Annotated in this window: 19 protein-coding genes and 4 pseudogenes; 16 read left to right on the top strand and 7 right to left on the bottom strand. The window is 69.3% G+C overall.

Annotated features, from left to right (window positions below):
- The first annotated feature begins 156 nt into the window (after positions 1-156).
- The 3 genes from ACIGW4_RS33065 (at position 157) to ACIGW4_RS33055 (ending at position 3387) form a co-directional block, all read left to right on the top strand.
- Entirely contained in the window at positions 157-510 is a 354-nt protein-coding gene (locus ACIGW4_RS33065) for a hypothetical protein (protein ID WP_399584854.1), read from the top strand.
- Positions 511-635: 125 nt separating this feature from the next.
- Positions 636-992, top strand: a complete 357-nt coding sequence (locus ACIGW4_RS33060; protein ID WP_399584851.1) for a hypothetical protein — start codon at positions 636-638, stop codon at positions 990-992.
- Positions 993-1200: 208 nt separating this feature from the next.
- Entirely contained in the window at positions 1201-3387 is a 2187-nt protein-coding gene (locus ACIGW4_RS33055; RefSeq protein ID WP_399584849.1) for a hypothetical protein, read from the top strand.
- 285 nt (positions 3388-3672) lie between these two features.
- On the opposite strand, the gene ACIGW4_RS33050 is transcribed toward ACIGW4_RS33055, so the two are convergent.
- Entirely contained in the window at positions 3673-3807 is a 135-nt protein-coding gene (locus ACIGW4_RS33050) for a hypothetical protein (protein WP_399584846.1), read from the bottom strand.
- Between the two features lie 580 nt (positions 3808-4387).
- On the opposite strand from ACIGW4_RS33050, the pseudogene ACIGW4_RS33045 reads away from it, so the two are divergent.
- Positions 4388-4764: pseudogene (locus tag ACIGW4_RS33045) on the top strand (transposase); the annotation flags it as partial.
- Between the two features lie 54 nt (positions 4765-4818).
- On the opposite strand, the gene ACIGW4_RS33040 reads toward ACIGW4_RS33045, so the two are convergent.
- The gene (locus ACIGW4_RS33040) at positions 4819-5391 is read right to left on the bottom strand and encodes a TetR/AcrR family transcriptional regulator (protein ID WP_399584844.1); all 573 of its coding nucleotides are present in this window, start codon (positions 5389-5391) and stop codon (positions 4819-4821) included.
- Between the two features lie 97 nt (positions 5392-5488).
- On the opposite strand from ACIGW4_RS33040, the pseudogene ACIGW4_RS33035 reads away from it, so the two are divergent.
- From ACIGW4_RS33035 to ACIGW4_RS33005, 7 genes and pseudogenes are all read left to right on the top strand, one after another.
- Positions 5489-5746, top strand: a pseudogene (locus ACIGW4_RS33035) (carboxylesterase family protein); the annotation flags it as partial.
- A gap of 52 nt (positions 5747-5798) precedes the next feature.
- Entirely contained in the window at positions 5799-6050 is a 252-nt protein-coding gene (locus ACIGW4_RS33030; protein ID WP_399584968.1) for a carboxylesterase family protein, read from the top strand.
- A pseudogene (locus ACIGW4_RS33025) lies at positions 6047-6115 on the top strand (carboxylesterase family protein); the annotation flags it as partial. The gene ACIGW4_RS33030 and the pseudogene ACIGW4_RS33025, both read left to right, overlap by 4 nt.
- Before the next feature lie 120 nt (positions 6116-6235).
- Positions 6236-6553, top strand: coding sequence for a hypothetical protein (locus ACIGW4_RS33020; RefSeq protein ID WP_399584980.1), 318 nt, complete (start codon positions 6236-6238; stop codon positions 6551-6553).
- A gap of 100 nt (positions 6554-6653) precedes the next feature.
- On the top strand, positions 6654-7094 hold the full coding sequence (locus ACIGW4_RS33015; protein WP_399584843.1) for a MarR family transcriptional regulator: 441 nt from the start codon (positions 6654-6656) through the stop codon (positions 7092-7094).
- 702 nt (positions 7095-7796) lie between these two features.
- Positions 7797-8588, top strand: coding sequence for an alpha/beta fold hydrolase (locus ACIGW4_RS33010; protein WP_399584839.1), 792 nt, complete (start codon positions 7797-7799; stop codon positions 8586-8588).
- A 594-nt stretch (positions 8589-9182) separates the two neighbouring features.
- A pseudogene (locus ACIGW4_RS33005) lies at positions 9183-9473 on the top strand (HNH endonuclease); the annotation flags it as partial.
- A gap of 215 nt (positions 9474-9688) precedes the next feature.
- On the opposite strand, the gene ACIGW4_RS33000 reads toward ACIGW4_RS33005, so the two are convergent.
- Positions 9689-10105 (bottom strand): lamin tail domain-containing protein, encoded by a 417-nt coding sequence (locus ACIGW4_RS33000; protein WP_399584965.1) that lies wholly within the window; start codon positions 10103-10105, stop codon positions 9689-9691.
- Positions 10106-10869: 764 nt separating this feature from the next.
- Positions 10870-11724, bottom strand: coding sequence for a trypsin-like peptidase domain-containing protein (locus ACIGW4_RS32995; RefSeq protein ID WP_399584837.1), 855 nt, complete (start codon positions 11722-11724; stop codon positions 10870-10872).
- A 441-nt stretch (positions 11725-12165) separates the two neighbouring features.
- Between ACIGW4_RS32995 and ACIGW4_RS32990 the strand changes: the two genes are divergently transcribed.
- From ACIGW4_RS32990 to ACIGW4_RS32970, 5 genes are all read left to right on the top strand, one after another.
- The gene (locus ACIGW4_RS32990; RefSeq protein ID WP_399584834.1) at positions 12166-12363 is read left to right on the top strand and encodes a DUF6207 family protein; all 198 of its coding nucleotides are present in this window, start codon (positions 12166-12168) and stop codon (positions 12361-12363) included.
- Positions 12364-12538: 175 nt separating this feature from the next.
- The gene (locus tag ACIGW4_RS32985) at positions 12539-12799 is read left to right on the top strand and encodes a hypothetical protein (RefSeq protein ID WP_399584832.1); all 261 of its coding nucleotides are present in this window, start codon (positions 12539-12541) and stop codon (positions 12797-12799) included.
- A gap of 964 nt (positions 12800-13763) precedes the next feature.
- On the top strand, positions 13764-13994 hold the full coding sequence (locus ACIGW4_RS32980; RefSeq protein ID WP_399584829.1) for a hypothetical protein: 231 nt from the start codon (positions 13764-13766) through the stop codon (positions 13992-13994).
- A gap of 439 nt (positions 13995-14433) precedes the next feature.
- On the top strand, positions 14434-15123 hold the full coding sequence (locus ACIGW4_RS32975; protein ID WP_399584827.1) for a hypothetical protein: 690 nt from the start codon (positions 14434-14436) through the stop codon (positions 15121-15123).
- Entirely contained in the window at positions 15120-15455 is a 336-nt protein-coding gene (locus ACIGW4_RS32970) for a type II toxin-antitoxin system PemK/MazF family toxin (RefSeq protein WP_399584824.1), read from the top strand. The genes ACIGW4_RS32975 and ACIGW4_RS32970 overlap by 4 nt, the downstream gene beginning before the upstream one ends.
- A gap of 336 nt (positions 15456-15791) precedes the next feature.
- On the opposite strand, the gene ACIGW4_RS32965 is transcribed toward ACIGW4_RS32970, so the two are convergent.
- From ACIGW4_RS32965 to ACIGW4_RS32955, 3 genes are all read right to left on the bottom strand, one after another.
- Entirely contained in the window at positions 15792-16394 is a 603-nt protein-coding gene (locus ACIGW4_RS32965; protein ID WP_399584821.1) for a helix-turn-helix domain-containing protein, read from the bottom strand.
- A 216-nt stretch (positions 16395-16610) separates the two neighbouring features.
- The gene (locus ACIGW4_RS32960; RefSeq protein ID WP_399584819.1) at positions 16611-17084 is read right to left on the bottom strand and encodes a diadenosine tetraphosphate hydrolase; all 474 of its coding nucleotides are present in this window, start codon (positions 17082-17084) and stop codon (positions 16611-16613) included.
- Positions 17085-17214: 130 nt separating this feature from the next.
- Entirely contained in the window at positions 17215-17895 is a 681-nt protein-coding gene (locus ACIGW4_RS32955; RefSeq protein ID WP_399584816.1) for a DUF6193 family natural product biosynthesis protein, read from the bottom strand.
- Positions 17896-17898 lie beyond the last annotated feature (3 nt).

Here is a 17898-nt window from a genome sequence, read left to right as displayed (position 1 = left end):
CCCGCCGCACACTTGTTTGATCTTCGGAAGATTGGTTGCTCTAATGAGCCCGCCGGAGGCCAGGGGAGGCCTTCTGCCGGGGCAAGGGGCCCCTGACCACGGGGGAGAGATCCCTCCTCTTTAGGCCGCCCCGCGGCCCGAACTGGAGCAAGAGCTGTGAACATCAAGACCGCCCGCCGCATCGCCGCCGCCACGCTCGTCGGTGCGGCACTGATCAGTGCCGCACCCGCGTCGGCCGCCGACTGGTTCTCGTCCCTGGACGGCGTGACCGCGTTCTCGCTCGGAACCCACGGCCAGATCGCTGTGAGCGACACTGCGGTGGACGGCAACCCCGTCTACGCGAACTACTACCGCCGCAACGGCAGCGGCGTGCAGCGCCTTTGGAACTACTCCGGCGCAGGGAAGACCGTCTTCAGCAACTTCGACGAGTCGCACCCCGTCACTTGGATCGAGGGTTGCATCCACCACAACGTCGGCTACCCCGACTGCGGCCCCATCCGCTCGGAGTAGTGACCCCCGCTCGCTGAGCAACCCGAGGTGCGCGGGTGCGGCTGACTGGCGCGCCCTCCGCATCCACTAGGGGACCACCCCTCTCTCTTTGCGAGACTTTCGCCAACTAAAGCGGAGCAACAACGATGAAGATGAAGACCGCCCGCCGTGTCGCCGCTGCCGCGGTCGCGGGTGCGGCACTGATCAGTGCCGCACCCGCGTCGGCCGCCGACTGGTTCTCGCAGGCCTACGGCGTGATCGCGTTCTCGCGCGGAACGCACGGCCAGATCGCGGTGAGCGACACCGAGGTGGACGGCAACCCCGTCTACGCGGAGTACTACCGCCGCAACGGCGTCGGTCTGGAGAGCCTCTTTAACTACGCCGGCGCAGGGAAGACCACCTACAGCAACTTCGACGAGTCGCACCCCATCACCTGGATGCGCGGCTGTGTGCAGTTCACCCTCGAGCCGGACTACTGCGGCTATGTCAACCAGGAGCGCTGATCGTCCTCGTTGAAAGCCTGTGGGCGGGGCGTTCTTGCCTGAACGTCCCGCCTCCGGGTCCGAGAAACGTCTCGCCCTCCCAGTTGGGTCGATCCGCGATCTGAACCGGAGTATCAAGAATGAATGCCGAGACCGCCCGTCGGGCGGCAGTTGGTGCCCCCGCATCGGTGGACCATCGAGTTCCAAGCGCCGGCCCTGAATGCGAACGATGATGCCCCGTCCGTTCCGGGCCTCCGCCAGCACCGTCCGCTTCATCGCACTGCTCTGCGCATCGGCCGTGACTGCGCTTTCGATTGCAGTCGTCATCGCCACACGCGCGGCAGAGGAAGGGCGCGACGTTCGGGAGGCGCGGCGGTCGCCCGTGTACGTGGGGCCCGCCGACCAAGGGGCCGTCCGGGCCTGGTGGTCGCAGGTGTTCGACACCGTGGCCGGGGTTCAGTCGACCGTCGTCTTCATCGCGCCGGCCGGCGCCGACGCCCCCCTGCCGCCCGGAGTCGAGGCATGGCCCGCGCCGGGTGAGGTCCTCCTGTCGCCCGCGCTCCGCCGGGCCGGAGCGGGCGAGGACATCGCGCAGCGCTACGGCCGGGACGCCGGAATCATCGGTGCGGCCGGGTTGGACACCCCCGGTGAACTGCTGGCCTATGCCAGGCCCGCCAGCACGGAGCTCTTCCCGTCCGGCATGACCGGGATCTCCGGGTACGGAGGCCGCCTGGGATCGGCCATCGGCCCGGTGCTGTGGGCGCGGCCGCCTGCTGCTCTCCCCCCGGTGGTGGCGCTGCTCGCCGGGCTGCCTGCGCTGGCGCTGGTGGTCTGCGCGCTGCGCGCCGCCACGGCCCGCCGCGAGGAACAGCCGGGCCTGCCGCCACGCGGGCGGCACATTGCCGGGCTGCTACGGACGGGAACGTTGCCCGCCGCGCTGGGCGCGCTGCTTGGTCTCGCTCCCGCCGTCGCCTGCGCGTTCATCGACCTACGGCTTCCTCAGACGGCGTTCACCTTGTCGGCCGTCGACCTGCGGGCGCACCTCTGGTCCCTGCTGGCCGCCGGACCGATCGCCGTCTGCACGGTGCTTGCGGGCTATGTCGCGACGGACCTGCTCCGGCGGCCCGTCGCGGCCAGCAGGCGCCCGGCTCGTAGCGAGCGTGTCACGGGGTGGGTACTGATCGCTGGCGCGCTGGCCCTCCTCGTCGGCATCCAGGGCAGCGGGCTCTTCCCGCAGGGGTCGTGGGCGCGGGCTGCCACCAACTGGGCCGGAGCGACGGCCGTCGTGCTGGCCCTGGCGTACCTCGCCGTACCGGCGACGGCTGCATGGGGCGCCTGGCTCGCCCCGCACGCCGGTGCCCGGGGCCTGCTCGGAGCAGCCACCGCTGCGCGACTGATGACGCACCGCCCCGCACCTGTCGCCAGCCTCTTCACCGCGGTGCTGATGGGCCTTGTCGTGTCACTCCAGGCCCTCGCCTGGTCCACGCCGAGCGGCCTGATCGTGTCCGCCGCCGCGGCAACACAGGCGCGGGTCGGAACCTCCGTCGTCACGGTGGACGTGGGGCGCAAGGCCACTGCGCCCCAGCTGGCGCGGTTCCTCTCGGCGCAGCACGCCGACACCCGAGTTGTCGCCCTGCGGCCTGCAACGGACGGTCTCGGGCCCGTCTTCCAAGGGGACTGCCGGGACCTCGCCCTGCTCCGGCTGGCATGCCCCGGGGGCACCGCCGCAGAGCCCGGCGCACTCAACCCGGGCGACGCCCGGCTACAGGAACTGCTGCGCTGGAACGGTGGCGGTGGCGGCCGCTTTGGCATCCGACATGCAGACGCAACGCAGGCCGTACTGGACCCGGAAGCTCGCGCAACCATGGTTATGTTCTCGGTGACCGGAGGACAGCTGGACGTCCCCGCCATCCTCCAGGCCGGCTACCGCTTCCTTCCCGGTGGGGTGTCGGCCCGCCCGCCCGGTCGTGACTGGATCGACGGCACGGGCATGAACCGTCAGCAGTCGCAATGGATCGCACTGGCAGGCAGCATCGGGACGGTCCTCCTCCTGATCGCGGCCGGTATCGCGACGGTACGCAGCCTCCTCGACGCCCCGCGACCGGGACCCCAGGACAGCGACGCAGAGCTCCTACCACCCGGAACTCCGGCCGCCACAGCCGCATGGCTCGTGCTGCCCCCGCTGCTCGCCGCCCTGGCGCTGGGCGACGGGCTCGGACTCTGGCTGGCCTCGCCGATGGTCATGAGCGACGTTCCGTTCAGCTCCGCTCGCCTGGTCATGGCCTTCGCTGCGGGAGCGGCCGTGGTCGCCGCAGGGCTGTGCTCCTGGGCGGCTGCGGTGGTACCCCGTGCCAGCCACCGGCCGTGGGCGCTGCCCAATCCACTTCCGGAGCCGGACGCCGCCCGGACCGGCTGATCGCCCGGACACGAGGCACCCGGCTGCGGGCTTTGATGAGGGCATCCATCCGCCGGTACTCGCGGAGCGCGGCCTGCGGGGCGCGCTGCGCGCGGTGGCGCTGGACCACCCGCAGGACGTCAGAGGTGCCGGTGGACGTGGCTGGGCGGCCGGGAACGCAGGGAAGCGTGCACGTACTTCGCGGTGTGCGAGGTCCGCGCGAACGCCGCCTGCACTCGAGGCCTCCCGGGTTCATAGCGGCCTGCTCCTCTCCCCCTCCTTGAGGGGAGTGGGGGGAGGAGGCCGTCAGGGGGTGTAGGCGACGTTGCCCGCCTGGCAGGCCCACTGGCTGGCGACGGCGTTGTCATCGATGCTGCCGCCGTAGATGGTCAAGCACAGGTTGCCGGACTCGCGCAGCGGCGCCGATTCAGGAAGCCACACCCACTCAGCCTAGGCGATCCGGTCCATCAGGTCGTCGCGGATCTCAACCAGGGGGCGCCCGCCGCGGGGGGCGCTGGACAGGGCCCGGGGCAGGAGAGAGCAACGGACACAGGCTTTTCTGAACTATCGCTTGGTTCCCGCCGAATGAGCTGTCGAGCTCATCCATGCCGGCAGGTGTGGCCTCACCACTGCAGCGCATCTCCCCGACCTTCAGTACCGCCCGCTTTCCCCTGTTCTCCGGGCGGATGCGGCTGGCTCGGCGAGATCGAGGGCCTGCGCGTCAACCTCGCAGGCGCCGAATCCAAGATCGGCCAGATCGACTCAGCGGCGTCAGGCGGCTCGGTCCTCCTGATGCTGCCGACGCCTCGGTCGATCGAGCAGGGAGTGATCAGGTGCCGCGTGGGGAAAGGCCAAGGAGCACGACAGCCTTGCCTATTGGGGGGTATGCCGAAGGCCCGCGCGTGCGGGGTGCGCACGGTGGGTTCGGCAGCGCGAGGAGGCCCCTTACAGCGGCTAACACAATGAGGCGGGCAGGCAGCGATGGCCGTGTCTGCGGCGGGAGTTGAGCGTTCGACTCCGTGTGGGGACGTCACCGTGGATTGTGCCGGATGAGTTGTGGGGCCGCCTGGAGCCGTTGTTGCCGCGGCGCGAGCGACGCTTTCGGTATCCCGGCCGCAAGCCGCTGCCGGACCGGAAGGTGCTCTGCGGGATCCTGTACGTCCTGCACACCGGAATCCAGTGGGAGCATCTGCCTTAAGAGCTCGGCTTCGGCTCCGGCATGACGTGCTGGCGCAGGTTGCGGGACTGGAATGAGGCCGGCGTCTGGCAGCGCTTGCATGAGGTCCTGCTGGCCGAGCTCAACGCGGCCTCCCGGGTGGACTGGTCCCGCTGCGTGGTCGACTCCTCGCACGTCAGGGCGTTAAAAGGGGGAGCCAGACGGGCCCATCGCCGGTCGAGGAGCGGGACCATTGTGTCGAGGTTCAGGCCTGCGTGGTGGCGGGCTGGTCGTGTTCAGTGTGTCAGGTTGGCGAGTGCCTGGATGCCTTGGAGTACTTCGGTGGCGGTGGGGGCGTTTGCGGGGTCGCTGAGGCACTGGATCATCACGCCGGACATGAGGGCGAGCTGGACGGTGCCGAGGGTGCGGACGGTGGTGTCCTGGACCGTTTCTTCGGGCACGCCGTCCAGGATGGCCGCCATGCCCCGGCGTCCTTGTGTGACGCCTGCGGTGAGCGCGGTCCGCAGTTCCGGCTGTCGCTGGGCCTGCATGAACAGTTCCACCGAGGCGAGCCAGAGGTCGGGGTGGGTCGCGAAGTCCTGGATCAGGTTGTCCCAGATCTGCTCGAAGTGGGCCCGTGAGGATCCGTCGGCGTCGGGGGTCAGGGCCCGGCCCATCGCATCGCCCCATTCGTCGAGGAGCTCGAACAGCGCCTGGTTGAGCAGTGCTTCCCTCGACCCGAAGTGGTAGCCGATGGCGGCCGTGCTCACGCCGGCGGCCGCGGCGATGTCCCGCACCGAGGTGCGGTCGTATCCCCTCTCCCGCAGGCATGCCTTGGCGCCGGTCAGGAGGGCTTCGCGGTTTCCCATGCCGCAGATCCTAACGCGCTTCTCAAACAATCGTCTAACCCGATCGAGCTAGACAGGCGTATTGTGCGATCGCGCAAATCTTTGTAGTGTTCCGGCCATGACGAAGGTCAAGAGCGTTTCCAGGGGACTGGCCGCCGCCACGCTGACCACAGGTCTGGGGATCGCCCTCGTAAGCCCGGCTCAGGCGGCCACGGGCAACGGGGCCGTGACGGCCGGAACGGTCGTGACGACCACCGGCGGCGCCGTGCGCGGCGCCGCCGACAGTGACGGCATCTGCAGTTTTCAGGGCATCCCCTACGCGGCCCCGCAGGTGGGCGCTCTGCGCTGGGCCTCGCCGCGTCCGGCCGCGCCCTGGGCGGGAGTGCGTGAGGTGACCGTGCCGGGACCTTCCTGCGCGCAGCTGCAGGGTGCCCATCGGAACTCCAAGCGAGTCCGAGGGCTGCCTCTACCTGAACGTCACCACCCCCGCGCACCAGGCCGGGAAGCGGCCGGTGATCGTGTGGATCCACGGTGGCAGTCTCATGTTCGGCAGCGGCGACCTCTACGGCCCCAAACGGCTGGCCGCCGAGGGCGCGGTCGTCATGACGGTGAACTACCGGCTCGGCGTCATGGGTTTCCTGGGCGACCCGGCCCTCAACAGCTCGGGGGCCTCGTTCTGAAGGACCGGCAGGCCGCGCTGCGCTGGGTCCGCTCCAACGCCGCCGCCTTCGGCGGCGATCCCGCGAACGTGACCGTCATGGGCGAGTCCGGCGGCGGCTGCAGCGTCTGCGACCAAACCTGGTCGGTCCCGACCCTGGGCACCGCGCAGCTGCTGTCGCGGTGCCCAGGGTCGGGACCGACCCGGATGTTGGAGTTCAGCGAGCGCGACACCCCGCAGTGGGCAGGCGGTCAGACCCTCAGCTTCGAGCCGCGTGCCCAGCACATGGCGGAACTGTCCTACCTCTTCGACTTCAAGACTCCGCCGTTCGAGAAGCTGACGGCACCGCAGCAGAGGCTGGGCAAGCGGATGACCGACACCTGGGTGGACTTCGCCGAGACGGGCAAGACCGACTGGCCGGCCTTCCGCAACGGCGGCTACGTGCAGTCGCTGACCTCAGGCCCCTGGAAGCGAGCCGACTTCAGCAAGGACCACGACTACACCTTCTGGAAGAACCTCCACTGACCCGCCCCACACTCGCGTCCGCAGACGAGCCGACGCGGATGCTCAATACACCTCTGACCCCACCGAACCGAACGAGCACTACACGAAAGGGACCATTCTCATGACCAGCACCGCACCCCTCGCCGACGCCCGGATCCTCGGCCTGGCCCACTACGCCGCCCGCGGCCTTCTGGAACACGTCCTGTCCCGGCACGGCATCACCTTCACCCAGCAGATCGCCCTGCGCGCCGCCATCAACGCCGACGCCCCGCAGACACCACATGACCTCATCACCCAGATCCACGACTCCCTCAAGACCGACCCCGCAGACATCCACGCCGTACTCGACGACCTCACGGCCCGCCGGCTGCTCACTCTGGACGGCGCCCACCTCCGCGCCACGGACACCGCACGCGAACTGCTCACCGCCATCACTGCTGACACCGCCCCCGTCACCGCCCGGGTCTGGGGTGACATACCCGCCGAGGACCTGGCCGCTGCCGGCCGTGTCCTTGCCCTTGTCACCGAGCGGGCGAACGCCGAACTTGCAGCACTGTCCTGAACGGACTGCCTTGCCCCGCACAGCGGGAGGCTACCTTCTCTCAGGTGCATCGCGGATAAACCTGAGGTCGCGTATTGCCTCACGGGACCTTTGCGGAAGGGGCGCCGCCCGATCAGCAGCCCCGGCGTCGGGGCTTTGGGTCAGGTCCAGGTCTCGTGGCCAGCTTGGGCAGCGTGAGCCTGTGCCGGGTGACAGGGCATCCATCGCGGCACAGGCGTGGGCGAAGCCCCAGATGATGATCGAGGAAATGGCGAAGCGGGGCAGGCTCGCGGGGGGTTCCGCAAGGGTCTGATCCTGCGCATTTACGGCGGTCTTCTCCTGCCGAGGCGCGAGGGGAAGGGAGCGGAAGACGTAGCTGCCGCAGGCGGCGTAGTCGGAGGTCTGCTCGTAGCAACCACCCCCATGAAAGATGCGCTGGCCCCGCTTGCGAACCAGGACCAGTCTCAGGGCGGGGCCTGGTCGTGCCGGATGCGCGTATGACGCGTCTGTCCAGACCGCCCTTCGATGAGCGCATGGATCAGCCGCTGTTCGCGCTCGGGGCTCCCGGCTCACCCGGGGGCCCCACTGGTCTGATGAGGCAGTTGGCGGGGTTCGCCAGGCCCGACAAAGGTTTATACAAGCGTATTGCACATTTGCGCTACACGTAGGTATGTTTGATCTTGTCCGCAGAGCGACTGCACACCGACCCGGGGGAGTACCGTCATGACCGCCCAGCCCGCTCGCGCCACCCTGACCGTCGACGGCCGCACCCTGTCCTACCTGGACTTCGGCGGCACCGGCCGCCCACTGTTGGCCCTGCACGGCCACCTCTCCGAGGGTGCCTCCTTCACCGCCCTGGCCGCCGCCCTCGGCCCCGAATGGAGAGTGATCGCCCCGGACCAGCGCGGCCACGGCGACTCCGACCGAGCCCCCGACTACACCCGTGCCGGCTATGTTGCCGACCTCCTCGCCCTCCTCGGCCACCTCGGCATCGACCGGGCGGTCTTCCTCGGCCACTCCCTCGGCGCGATCAACGCCATCCACCTGGCCGCCGAACGCCCGGACCTGGTCGAGGCCCTGATCAACGTCGACACCGCCGTGGACCTCCCCGACCACGGCACCAGCCCCCTCTCCTTCGTCCTGGGCTTCACCTACACCGCCGCGACCCGCGAGGAACTGGCCGCCGCCTGCGGCCCCCTGGCCGCCGTCCTCGGCCCCGTCCTGCGCCCACTCCCCGAGGGCACCGGCTGGCGGCTGCCATTCCACCCGCAGGACACCGTTGACTCCGAGAACCTCGTCCACGGCGACCACTGGAAGCAGTGGCTCGCCACCGACTGCCCGGCCCTCCTCATCCACGGCCTGCGCAGCCAGGTCCTCCCCGCCGACCAGGCCAACGCCATGTGCACCAAGCGCCCGGGCACCCTCTACCGCTCCCTGGAGACCGACCACTTCGTCCAGCAGGCCGACCCCGAAGCCTTCGCTGCCACGGTCCGCGCATTTCTCGCGACCATCTGAAGAGGCTGAGCGGTTGAGGCCGGCAAACGGCTTGCCGACCAGTACCGGCCGTCGGACTTCGGTCAGTACGAAAGTCGGTTCTGGCCGGACCGGCCGTGCGCCAGACGCTGCGCTTCGCCCGTGACCTCGGCACCGGATGGAAGGGGCGGAACGTCTCAGGTCGCCTTCCTCCAGAGGCCTGCAACGGATAACCGAACGGCTTGAGCGCGCTCACCTGCCCCTCTCCACGGCCATTCAACACCCGCTGCAGGCCCGGACGCCGTTGTACGGTCGCACTTGCGGTCAGAGGAGAGCGCTGTGCGACCCCTGTCCGTAGCCGGAAGGGACGGTACACAGCATCCGGGCTCCTGTTCCGGCTTCAGGCCGACGATGCCGTGGCTTGGTCGTGTCGTGCCAGCATGAATCCTCGTCTTCGGCTTTACCGGCCCGGCCGCGTCGCCCGCCGGATGTATCCGCCTCTCCCACCCGGGGAGGCGGCGGGTGGGCGGTGCTGCGTTCCCGTTCGGCGAGCGCTTCGGGCGGTGCCGCGCACCGATCGGCGGTGAGTCCGCTCCAGCCCGGAATTCCGCACGGCTCGAATAGCGCCTCCCGCCAACTGGCGCGAGCGCATGGGACGCCGAGCGCTGGGAGGCGTACGCCAACGACCAGGACGCCGCCACGAGCCTGGCGGCGGTGACGGCGCGCACCAACCGTCAGAAGGCCGACCAGGATCCGGGAGAGTGGATGCCGCCGGCCCCGGAGGCCACCTGCCGGTATGTCTTTGAGTGGGTCGCCACGAAGCTGCGCTGGGGCCTCACGGCGGACCGGGGCGAGGCCGACGCATTCGCCCTGTATGCCGACGGGCCGTGCGAGGGCTCGATCGTTCACTCCACCCCGGCCGCCTGACCGACGAAGTCCTCGCCGTATCGGCGGGGTCCGCTCGGGCCTTCGGCCGGCCCCACTGTCCCTGGCGCCCTCTTCGTGAACAAAGCCGCATCACACCCGCATCAGACCCGGGTACCGGTGACCGGAAGGGGGCGGGCGTGCGTGTGCCGGGCAGGACAGGCCTGCCCGGCACACGCATGTGTCAGATCCCCGGCCCCGATCCGGGGCTCCGGGGATCAGTGGTGATGGTGGTGGCGGCCGCCCCAGGACTCGGTGTCGACGATGCGGCCGCGGTCGTCGCGCAGGGTGGCGGTGTCGGAGTGGTTGTCCCACACGTAGTCGCGGCGGTCCTGGTACAGGTCGGTGCGGCTGTCACGTCCCTCGCCGGTGTGGATGCGGACGGTGGAGCGGCCGGCCAGGCGGAAGTCGTGGAAGCGGTAGCGGTGGCCGTCCTCGTCCTTCAGGGTCCAGCCGTCGAGGTCGACCGTGTGGCGGCTGTTGTTGGTGATCTCGACCCACTCGGCGTTCAGCGACCGGTTGGAGCGGGTGTCGCGTCCGGGGCTGTCGGCCTGGACGGCGCTGATCTCCACCTTCGGCGTGCGGTGGCGGTCGTCGTCGTGGGCGGAGGCCGGCAGGGCGACGATGGACACCATGGCGCCGGCCGCGAGAACGGTCGCGGCGATACGACGGGCGGACGAAGAAGCAGACACGGGTGATGTCTCCTGGGGAACAGTGCTCCGCCGGCCGATAGCGGCCGGTGGGAGCGGTGCGGGTCCCGGTCCGGTGCTGGGCCGAGGACCCGAACTCTGCCGCCCCGACCAGCAGGTTGGAATGCCCGCTATGCCCCGTTACCGGGTACGGACATTTCTGTAACTGTCGCCTGCATCGGGCACGCATATGCCACCGGCGTGGCCCTGACATTCACTGTGAGCTACATCCACCCGTTCAGTGATCAACAACAAACCCTTACGGCCCCGGCGCACTACCGGCCGCGCCACCCAGCGCACTGCGCCAGTGGAGTGACCGGCCCGGGTAACAGCCGTTCTGCACGTTTCTTCGCACGCTTTGATGCTCATCGCGCAGGTGGGTGGATTTGTTGTCCGAGGCGAGGGGCCATGAGGACGGATTCAGACCGTCGCTGAAGGTCCCTGCCTGAACCAGGGCCGGCCGGCCACGGATGTCGTCGAGCTCGCCGCCGTCGCCCTGGTCCTCATTGCCCTGATTGCCGGCGCCGGCTCCTACAGCGAGTAGCCACCGCCCTGAGCCTCCGGCACCCACGAGGCGCCGGAGGCCGGCGTACCACCACGCGAAGGCACGTGAGACTCGCTGCAGGCGCACAACCCGGTTTCACCTCACCGAGGACAGCTGCGCGCCCGTCGCCGAGCGGTACCGGCGCGACGCTCCGCAAATCGGGGAATCAGTCGCGGGGAGAAGTGGGCTTCCAGCCCGGCGGGGCAGCCTCGGGCACGATCTCGAAGAGGGCGTCGACCGTCCACACCTTGCCCAAGTCAGATTCTTTGTGGATGCGACCGCTGTAGACCCCCACCAGCGCGGTGACCGACTCGTCATGCATGATCACATCGCCGCCGACGACGACAGGCTCACCTGGGCGGATGTGCATGAGGACCGGAGCCCCTGACTGGCCCTCCCGTGTACGGGAGTCCAGCAGGAACCCGGGCAGATCGTTCCAACCCGCCAGAGGCTCGCTCGCGACCGGCGCCACGGTCCAGACCGCGAACGGCCAGGTGCCGGCGTCTCCGAACGGAAACCCGAGAACGAACAGCTTGTCGGTGACCCGCAGGGGAAGGGCGACGTCCACCTCGCTGGCTTGCTCGGCATGGCGCTCAGGGGGGAACAGATCACGCAGGGTAGGCCAGGTGTTGGGCATGGATGCCTCCACCACCCCCTCCGGAAGGGCACCGATGTGCAGCGCCGCAATGTCAATCCGCCGGTCGTCGGGGCTACGCCACCGGCGGTTGTACTGGAACTCCCCGTCGTACAGGTCGTACCGCTGGATAATCGGCTGGAAGCCGCCGTCTGCCGTGCCAGCAAAACGAACGCGCACATAGTCCGGGCAGAGGCCCTTTTTACTCATGATCTTGCCGTTGTCCGAACGACGTCCGCTGAAGACGTGCCAGGCGGTGACGAGCCAGTAGTCCCCAGGGAAACCGATCAGGAATCCGGTAGCGGGGCCGAGGAGGGTGTCCTCAGCCCCTCCAAGGGAGTGATGCCAGGACTCGATGTAGAGGGCGCCGAGGGACAAGGTGTTCACACGCTGGATTCCTTGCATCCCCGGAGACTACGCGCCGAGCTTCACCCGAGAGGGGGACGAAATGAGGAACAGGGCACATCCCACCGTGCCAGATACCAGGATGTGGATCACTTCGCGCCGGTCCGCCGTCCGGCACGAGGAGGCACGCCGGCTCGCGCCGGATGGTCCGACACGCCTGCGGGCCGGGGGCGGGTGCCGATCGCCGGAGAACCCACGTACAAGGAGTACGGCGCGGGTCCGGCTCCTTGCCGCGCCGGCTGCCCATGTACGACTTCCTGCACGACGCCCTGGCCGACTTCCTGGGCGGCATCGGCGCCGCCGCCTGCGCTGCTGCCGCCGCGTGGGCCTACCGCCGGGTCAAAGCCGCCCGGGGCGTGACACGTCCCGGTGATCCAGCCCCCGCGCCCGAGCCCACCGCCCCCGCGGAACGTTCTGGTGGGCATGGAACCGATTGACCCGATCCACCTGACCGAGCCCGGCCTCGTCGTCCTGGACATCACCGCCGCCGACGAGGCCACCATCCACGCCATGGCCGAGCAACTCGACCGGCACTGGGCCACCTCGGGAGCCCCACGGGTGCGCCGGGTTCCGGGCGAGCCGGGTGTGACCGCCCGGCTCTACGCCGACCTGCGGCACTGACACGTCGCGCGTACTGAACAGGACGACGGCGAGCGCGGGCACGGCGCCCGTCAGGAGCGCGGCTACCACCACGCTGGTGATCATGATTCGCCGCATGGACGGCCAACCGGCGTCCCGGCAGGACGTCACGGCCGGGCACCCGCGACCACCCCGACGAGGGAGTAATTGAGCGGGCGTGACCGCATCCCTTTTCCCCCTCGACCGCGCCGCTTTCGTCAAGGTCCGCTGCGCCCCGTGCTGGGGCACCGGCCCCGCCGCCGCCCTGGACGGCCCCACGGCCCCTTTGCACGCCGCCGCCCGCGAGCACCTCACCCAGGCTCACCCCGGCGCCCCCGACGATGCGTTCACCATCGAGCCCGGCCGCGCCGTCATGGGCTGGGACGGCATCGAGCCCCCGCATGAGTGGTACGGACGGATCTTCCCGCCCTCCTGGTGAGGCCGGCTCCTGTGCCGTGAGGGTCTAGCCTGGCCCCGGCCCGGGTGTCGACTGGTCGTTGCCCCGCCGCCCCGTCCGGCCCTCTGCCTCCCCTGTGCAGGGGGCCGGACGTCGTTCCAAACCCCTGCCAGGCCCCCGCCGCCCCGCGCGGAGGCCGTCTCCGTCGTTGAAGCCCCTGCCGCACACGGCAGGGGCTTTCGTCGTTCGAGCCCCGCCCCGTTCACCCGTGCGGGTGCTTTCCCCCTCGCGTACGCGTACGCGACTTGTGCAGCCCGCCCCCAACTCCCCCCTGAAAAACCGGCTATTCGCACATACCGGGATATTCCGACATGTTTCCGGCGCGGCCCGGTGAGCGGGCCGCGCCACCGTGAGATTCGGAGTGAGCGATGCGTGAGACGTACGACGTGTACGGGGCCGCGAACCGGCTGCGGGTGCCGGTCGCGGCCTGGCGTTGGGCCACCGCCTCGGGCCTGGTTCCGGCCGCCGACGTGGGCCCCCGCCAGTGGTCCCGGACGGCAGTGGAGGCCGCCGGACCCCGAAACGGTCCGCGCCGCCCTGCGCGGACCGGCCGGAGCGTCCTGGGCGGCAGACCGGCTCACCGAAGCCCTGGGGGAGCCCCGCCGTTTCCGCCCGCGCGTGACCGCGTCCGCGGTCGGTCACCTCGTCCGCGCTGGCCTGCTGACCTACCTCGGCGGCGAGGTCGCCTGCCCCGACGTCCACCCCGACCAGGTCGCCGCCCTCGCCCGCCGCCGTGACCTGCCCGCCCTCCTCGACCGCCACGTCCCCCTCGGCCCCGACCAGGCCGCCCGCCGTCTCGGCGTCCGCCGCACTGACTTTACAGACCGTGCTGCGTGTGTCCGCTTCACTCGTTTGGGCGGCCTGCAGGCCCCTGACGTTCGCTTTTACCGATCTGGGCAAGCCTTTCCGTCACGTGGCGTGAGAGGTGGTGCCTGTGCGGAGTGGGATGGTCCTGGACGGCATCCGCGTCCAGCCGATGAAGCCGGCGGACGGCGGAGGGTCCTTCGCGATCGTTGGGCCGGACGGCTCGGTCGACAAGGAGGCGGACAGCTACCTGAGAATGTTCGAAGGGTCGGGCACGCAGAAGACCTACGCGTACACCCTGGTGGACCACCTGCGCTGGCGGGCACGCGAGGGCTTGACCACAGAGAAGACAACCCTGAGAGACCTGCACTGATACATGGGCGCCGTCGGGGCGAAGGTGCAGATGCCGTTCCTTCGGGACGTCCAGGGCCGACCCTCCAGCAGGCCGAAGCGCTCGCGATCACCACGAAACGCTCGGGAAAGTCGACTGCGGCCACCTGACCCGTTCGGGCCGGCCAACGCGGCATGGGCGGCAGACTTGGCTGACGCGGGCGCTGGGGGAGCCGCTGCCACGCTGTCGCCCGCGCGTGGCCGCATCAGCGATCGGCCACCTCGTCTGTGCTGGCCTGCCTCGGCGGCGAGATCGCCTGCCCCGATGTCCACGCCCAGGCCGCTGTTCTTGCCCGTGGCCTCGGCGTGTGCCGTAGCGGCCACGGGCGACGGTGCCTCTGGATTTCAGCAAAGCAGTCACTCACAGTAGCGGTCGGTATTGTCTCCTGGATGGTGTTGTACAAAAGTTGTACGCTCGCCTTATGAGTGTGGGATTCCGTCCTACCGAGGACGACACGGAGATCATCGAGGCGCTCAAACGCCCCGGTGAGAAGACGAGTGACGTACTCCGCCGAGCTATACGGGCCTTGGAGCGGGAAGAGTGGCAGCGGCAAGCGCACGCGGACATGGAGCGCATCGTGGCCAGCGGCGAGAACCTCGCCGACGAACCCGACGAGTGGGGCTACGACGAGACCGGCCATCCTGTCGATCTGCGTAACGATCCGGCCGAAGAGCCTCGCAGGGTAGACGTGCTTGCAGAGGTTGAGACCGAACTGGCCCACCGAGGTGTGCCGTGGCAGAGGCCCCAGGCGGGTGGACTCCGTGGACAGCGACGTCTCCTTGCTGCAGCTCTCGCGGCCTCCCGGCGGCGGAGTTCTTCGTCATCCTTGTATGTTGGTAAGGCCGCACGGCACGCTGCTGATGCCCGTGCAAGGCTGCTGGGGCAGGCAACCTTCATGGAGAGCTGCCTCGATACATGGCTGATGCCGTCCACCCCGCGGCCCCTGCCGTGGGGGACGATCGGGCCGGCCCACCTAGAACGACACCACGATCGCCGGTTCCGCGACCTTTTGTGGGTTGTGGTGAACCAGGATCAACTGACCAAGGGGCAGCAGAAGATCCTGGACGAACTTGCTGAGTCGCTGCGAGGGGACGAGGCCGCAAACGCATGATCAGGGGGGCGGTCTACCGCATTGATCTCGGCGACGCCAAGAGGGGCCATGAGCAGCGAGGGAAGCGTTACGGCATCGTCCTTAGCTCGGCCCCCGACACCTGGTCCACCGTGGCCGTCGTCCCGACATCGACCAGTGCTCAGCCAGCGATCTTTCGTCCCGAGCTCGAAATCGAAGGTCGCTCAACACGAGCTTTGGCCGATCAGCTCAAGACGATCGACACCAACTACGTCATCGGTGACCCGGTTGACTACCTGACGCACGAGGATCTGGAACAGGTCGAGTACGCCGTCGCCAGGTTTCTGGATCTTCGGATCAACTCGCAGTACTGAGTGCGATGCGCCAGCTTGCTGATGGATCCTCGGAAGTTCCTCGACTTCCACCAGACCGGCGTTCCTGAGACCCTGCTACATACTCGAACCCGCGGCGCTGGAACCCCGGATTCAGGTTGTAGTCCGGGTGTCCGACGGCAATGTCCTGTACTTGAAGGAGACAGGAATCGAGAGGGCCGAGTGATGCACGGTCCATAGGTGTGCAAGATGTGGTCTGGTACGACAACGGCCTGGTTGTCTTCCCTCTCAGGGCGAGACGATCAGGCCGTTGCGTGTGTGGGAGCAGTGACCGCTAGCAGGCTTGAAGGCCTCGTGTGAGCCGGTGCCGCCTACTGGTCAGGTGTTGGTGTGTGCTGTGGCTGCGGTGAGGAGGCGTTCCCAGGTGCGGGGGGTGCTTCCGTGCTGTTCGGCGAGCGCGGCGGCGATCCGGCTCTTGGGTGTGCCGCCGGCCGCGGTGAGGGCTTGGCGGGCGGTTTCGAGGCGGGGGTCGCCTTCGTAGGCGTGCTGTTTGCGGGGGCCCTGGGCCTCGCCAGCGCGGCGGCCGCCGCCCTTGCCGCGGCCGGGGGAGTTGTCGCGCCGCTCGAGGACCTCGCGGCGGGGCCAGAGCCGGGATCCGTGAATCGTGGTGCCGGGGGAGAGGTATCCCTGGGCGGCGTAGGAGCGGAGGGTGGCGGTGGTGATGCCGAGCAGGGCGGCGGCCTCTTCGGCGGTGAGGAGGTCCTCGGGGTGCTCGCCGGCGGGGAGGGCAGGAACCGGCTTGCCCGCGAGGTACGCCTCGGTCTGGGCGAGGTCGTAGAGGAGGTGGCGGCTTTCGGGAAGGAGGCTGGGGACGCGTTCGCGGAAGGCGGGGGCGTCACGGCGGCGCCAGGTGGCGAGGGGGACGCCGGCGCGCTGGGCGATGCCGGCTTCGTTGATGACGGGGCGGCCGCGGGGGATCACATCGTCTCCTCGGGTCTGTGGCTGGGGTGCGGCCGTATGAGGGCGGCACAGGGACGGGTCCTGCTTCGGGTCCGGACTTTGCGAGGAGCCGGCGGTGTGCCGGGCCGCTTTCGGGCGGCCCTCCGCCGGCTTCACTCATGTACAGACGTCCGCCTCACAGGGCGACACTTTCAACGTTGCATCACCCTGGCCTGATCGGTACCGCCCCCGCCCCAGTCAGGCGCGCAACCGGTCCAGTTCGCTGCCGATCGCCTCCCGGAGCACGTCGTGCCGGGGACCCAGCCTGAACTGTCCCTCGCTCCACCAATCGCGCGGGTAGAGCCAGACCGGAGGGCCCACGACCTCGGCCGGCTCCCACTCGAACCTGGGCCACACATGGGCGTGGAGGAACGGGTCCTTGTTCCCGAGGATCTCCAGGTTGACCCGCCGGAACGCCGGATCAAGGCGCCGGCAGGCACGCTCGACCGCCTCGCCGAGCTGATCCATGTCGGACAGGAACGACAGCCGCCGTCCTCGCGGCAGGTCGGACAGCCGCTGCACACCCGGTTCGTCCACGAGGAGAACCGAGTACCCCGGCAGGAACTGCACGTCACCGATCACCGCGAACCCTGCCGTCAGCCGCCGCAGCACGGTCGGGTTCTCGCCCTTCAGAGCCGCCCCGATCCGGTCCTTCCGCCATTCGTCGCTCATGAACCCAACCTACGATGCCGACAGCAGACCGACCGGCCGCGCTCCCCCGACCTTGATGAGGCTCCCTGAGTCTCCCCACCCCATGCTTCTGCGTCGGCCGGAGTTACTCCCTTGGAACCCACCCGTGACTTCAAGGTCGTGGCATGGCATCGTCGGGAAGCCCGCCGATCAGGACCGTCACGGCTTCTGCTGCACTGTCCAGCTCCTGCAGCCGTCCGTCGGCGAACCGCACCCGGTAGCGGCCGTTCTTGAGCGGCATGGCCTGCGGCAGGTCGCGGCAGATGGGTGGCGCGGCGCGGCGGCTGAAGGTGAGCCAGTGCATGTTCCGTCCCGGCGACAGGACCCGAAGCCGCTCCTGTACGAAGGCGGCCTCGACGAGTTCGTGCAATCCCGTGTCCGGCGTGCGCGCGGCGGCCTCGCGCAGCTGGCGCCACCGCACCGGCACGGCCTCGCCACGCTCGTGGGCCTTGGCAAGCTCCCAGGTCCGCAGGAAGGGCCACCGGGCGACGAGTTCACCCACTTGAGGCCCCTCCAGCCAGGTGTGAAGCGCCCCGGCGGCCTCGGTCAGATCCGAGGTATTGCCGGAGGCCATACGGACGTCGCTGGCCCAGCAGTCGACGATGAAGGAACGCTCGCCACGGGCCATCAGGACGTTCGCCCCCTGGTCGCCGCATTTCACGCGCGCGGCCATACGGCGCCAACCGGGTGAGGACATGAGCTCGACCGCGAGCCCGTAGCCCGCGTCATCGGTGACCGCCTGGAGAGCGTTCTGCAAGGAACCTGCCTTGACGACCTCGGGATAGAACGTCACTAC

It is taken from the genome of Streptomyces sp. NPDC053513, assembly GCF_044544765.1.
In the GTDB taxonomy this organism is placed as follows: Bacteria; Actinomycetota; Actinomycetes; order Streptomycetales; family Streptomycetaceae; genus Streptomyces; species Streptomyces litmocidini.
The sequence above is the reverse complement of the archived record's forward strand: the minus strand, read 5'-3'. Positions and strand labels throughout refer to the sequence as shown.

What these genes read in the sequence shown, in the direction of transcription:
- ACIGW4_RS33060 (WP_399584851.1), top strand. Translation starts at nt 636, where the DNA reads ATGAAGATGAAGACCGCCCGCCGTGTCGCCGCTGCCGCGGTCGCGGGT.
- ACIGW4_RS33055 (WP_399584849.1), top strand. Translation starts at nt 1,201, where the DNA reads ATGATGCCCCGTCCGTTCCGGGCCTCCGCCAGCACCGTCCGCTTCATC.
- ACIGW4_RS33040 (WP_399584844.1), bottom strand. Translation starts at nt 5,391, where the DNA reads ATGGGAAACCGCGAAGCCCTCCTGACCGGCGCCAAGGCATGCCTGCGG.
- ACIGW4_RS33020 (WP_399584980.1), top strand. Translation starts at nt 6,236, where the DNA reads ATGTTGGAGTTCAGCGAGCGCGACACCCCGCAGTGGGCAGGCGGTCAG.
- ACIGW4_RS33015 (WP_399584843.1), top strand. Translation starts at nt 6,654, where the DNA reads ATGACCAGCACCGCACCCCTCGCCGACGCCCGGATCCTCGGCCTGGCC.
- ACIGW4_RS33010 (WP_399584839.1), top strand. Translation starts at nt 7,797, where the DNA reads ATGACCGCCCAGCCCGCTCGCGCCACCCTGACCGTCGACGGCCGCACC.
- ACIGW4_RS33000 (WP_399584965.1), bottom strand. Translation starts at nt 10,105, where the DNA reads ATGGTGTCCATCGTCGCCCTGCCGGCCTCCGCCCACGACGACGACCGC.
- ACIGW4_RS32990 (WP_399584834.1), top strand. Translation starts at nt 12,166, where the DNA reads ATGGAACCGATTGACCCGATCCACCTGACCGAGCCCGGCCTCGTCGTC.
- ACIGW4_RS32980 (WP_399584829.1), top strand. Translation starts at nt 13,764, where the DNA reads ATGGTCCTGGACGGCATCCGCGTCCAGCCGATGAAGCCGGCGGACGGC.
- ACIGW4_RS32975 (WP_399584827.1), top strand. Translation starts at nt 14,434, where the DNA reads ATGAGTGTGGGATTCCGTCCTACCGAGGACGACACGGAGATCATCGAG.
- ACIGW4_RS32970 (WP_399584824.1), top strand. Translation starts at nt 15,120, where the DNA reads ATGATCAGGGGGGCGGTCTACCGCATTGATCTCGGCGACGCCAAGAGG.
- ACIGW4_RS32960 (WP_399584819.1), bottom strand. Translation starts at nt 17,084, where the DNA reads ATGAGCGACGAATGGCGGAAGGACCGGATCGGGGCGGCTCTGAAGGGC.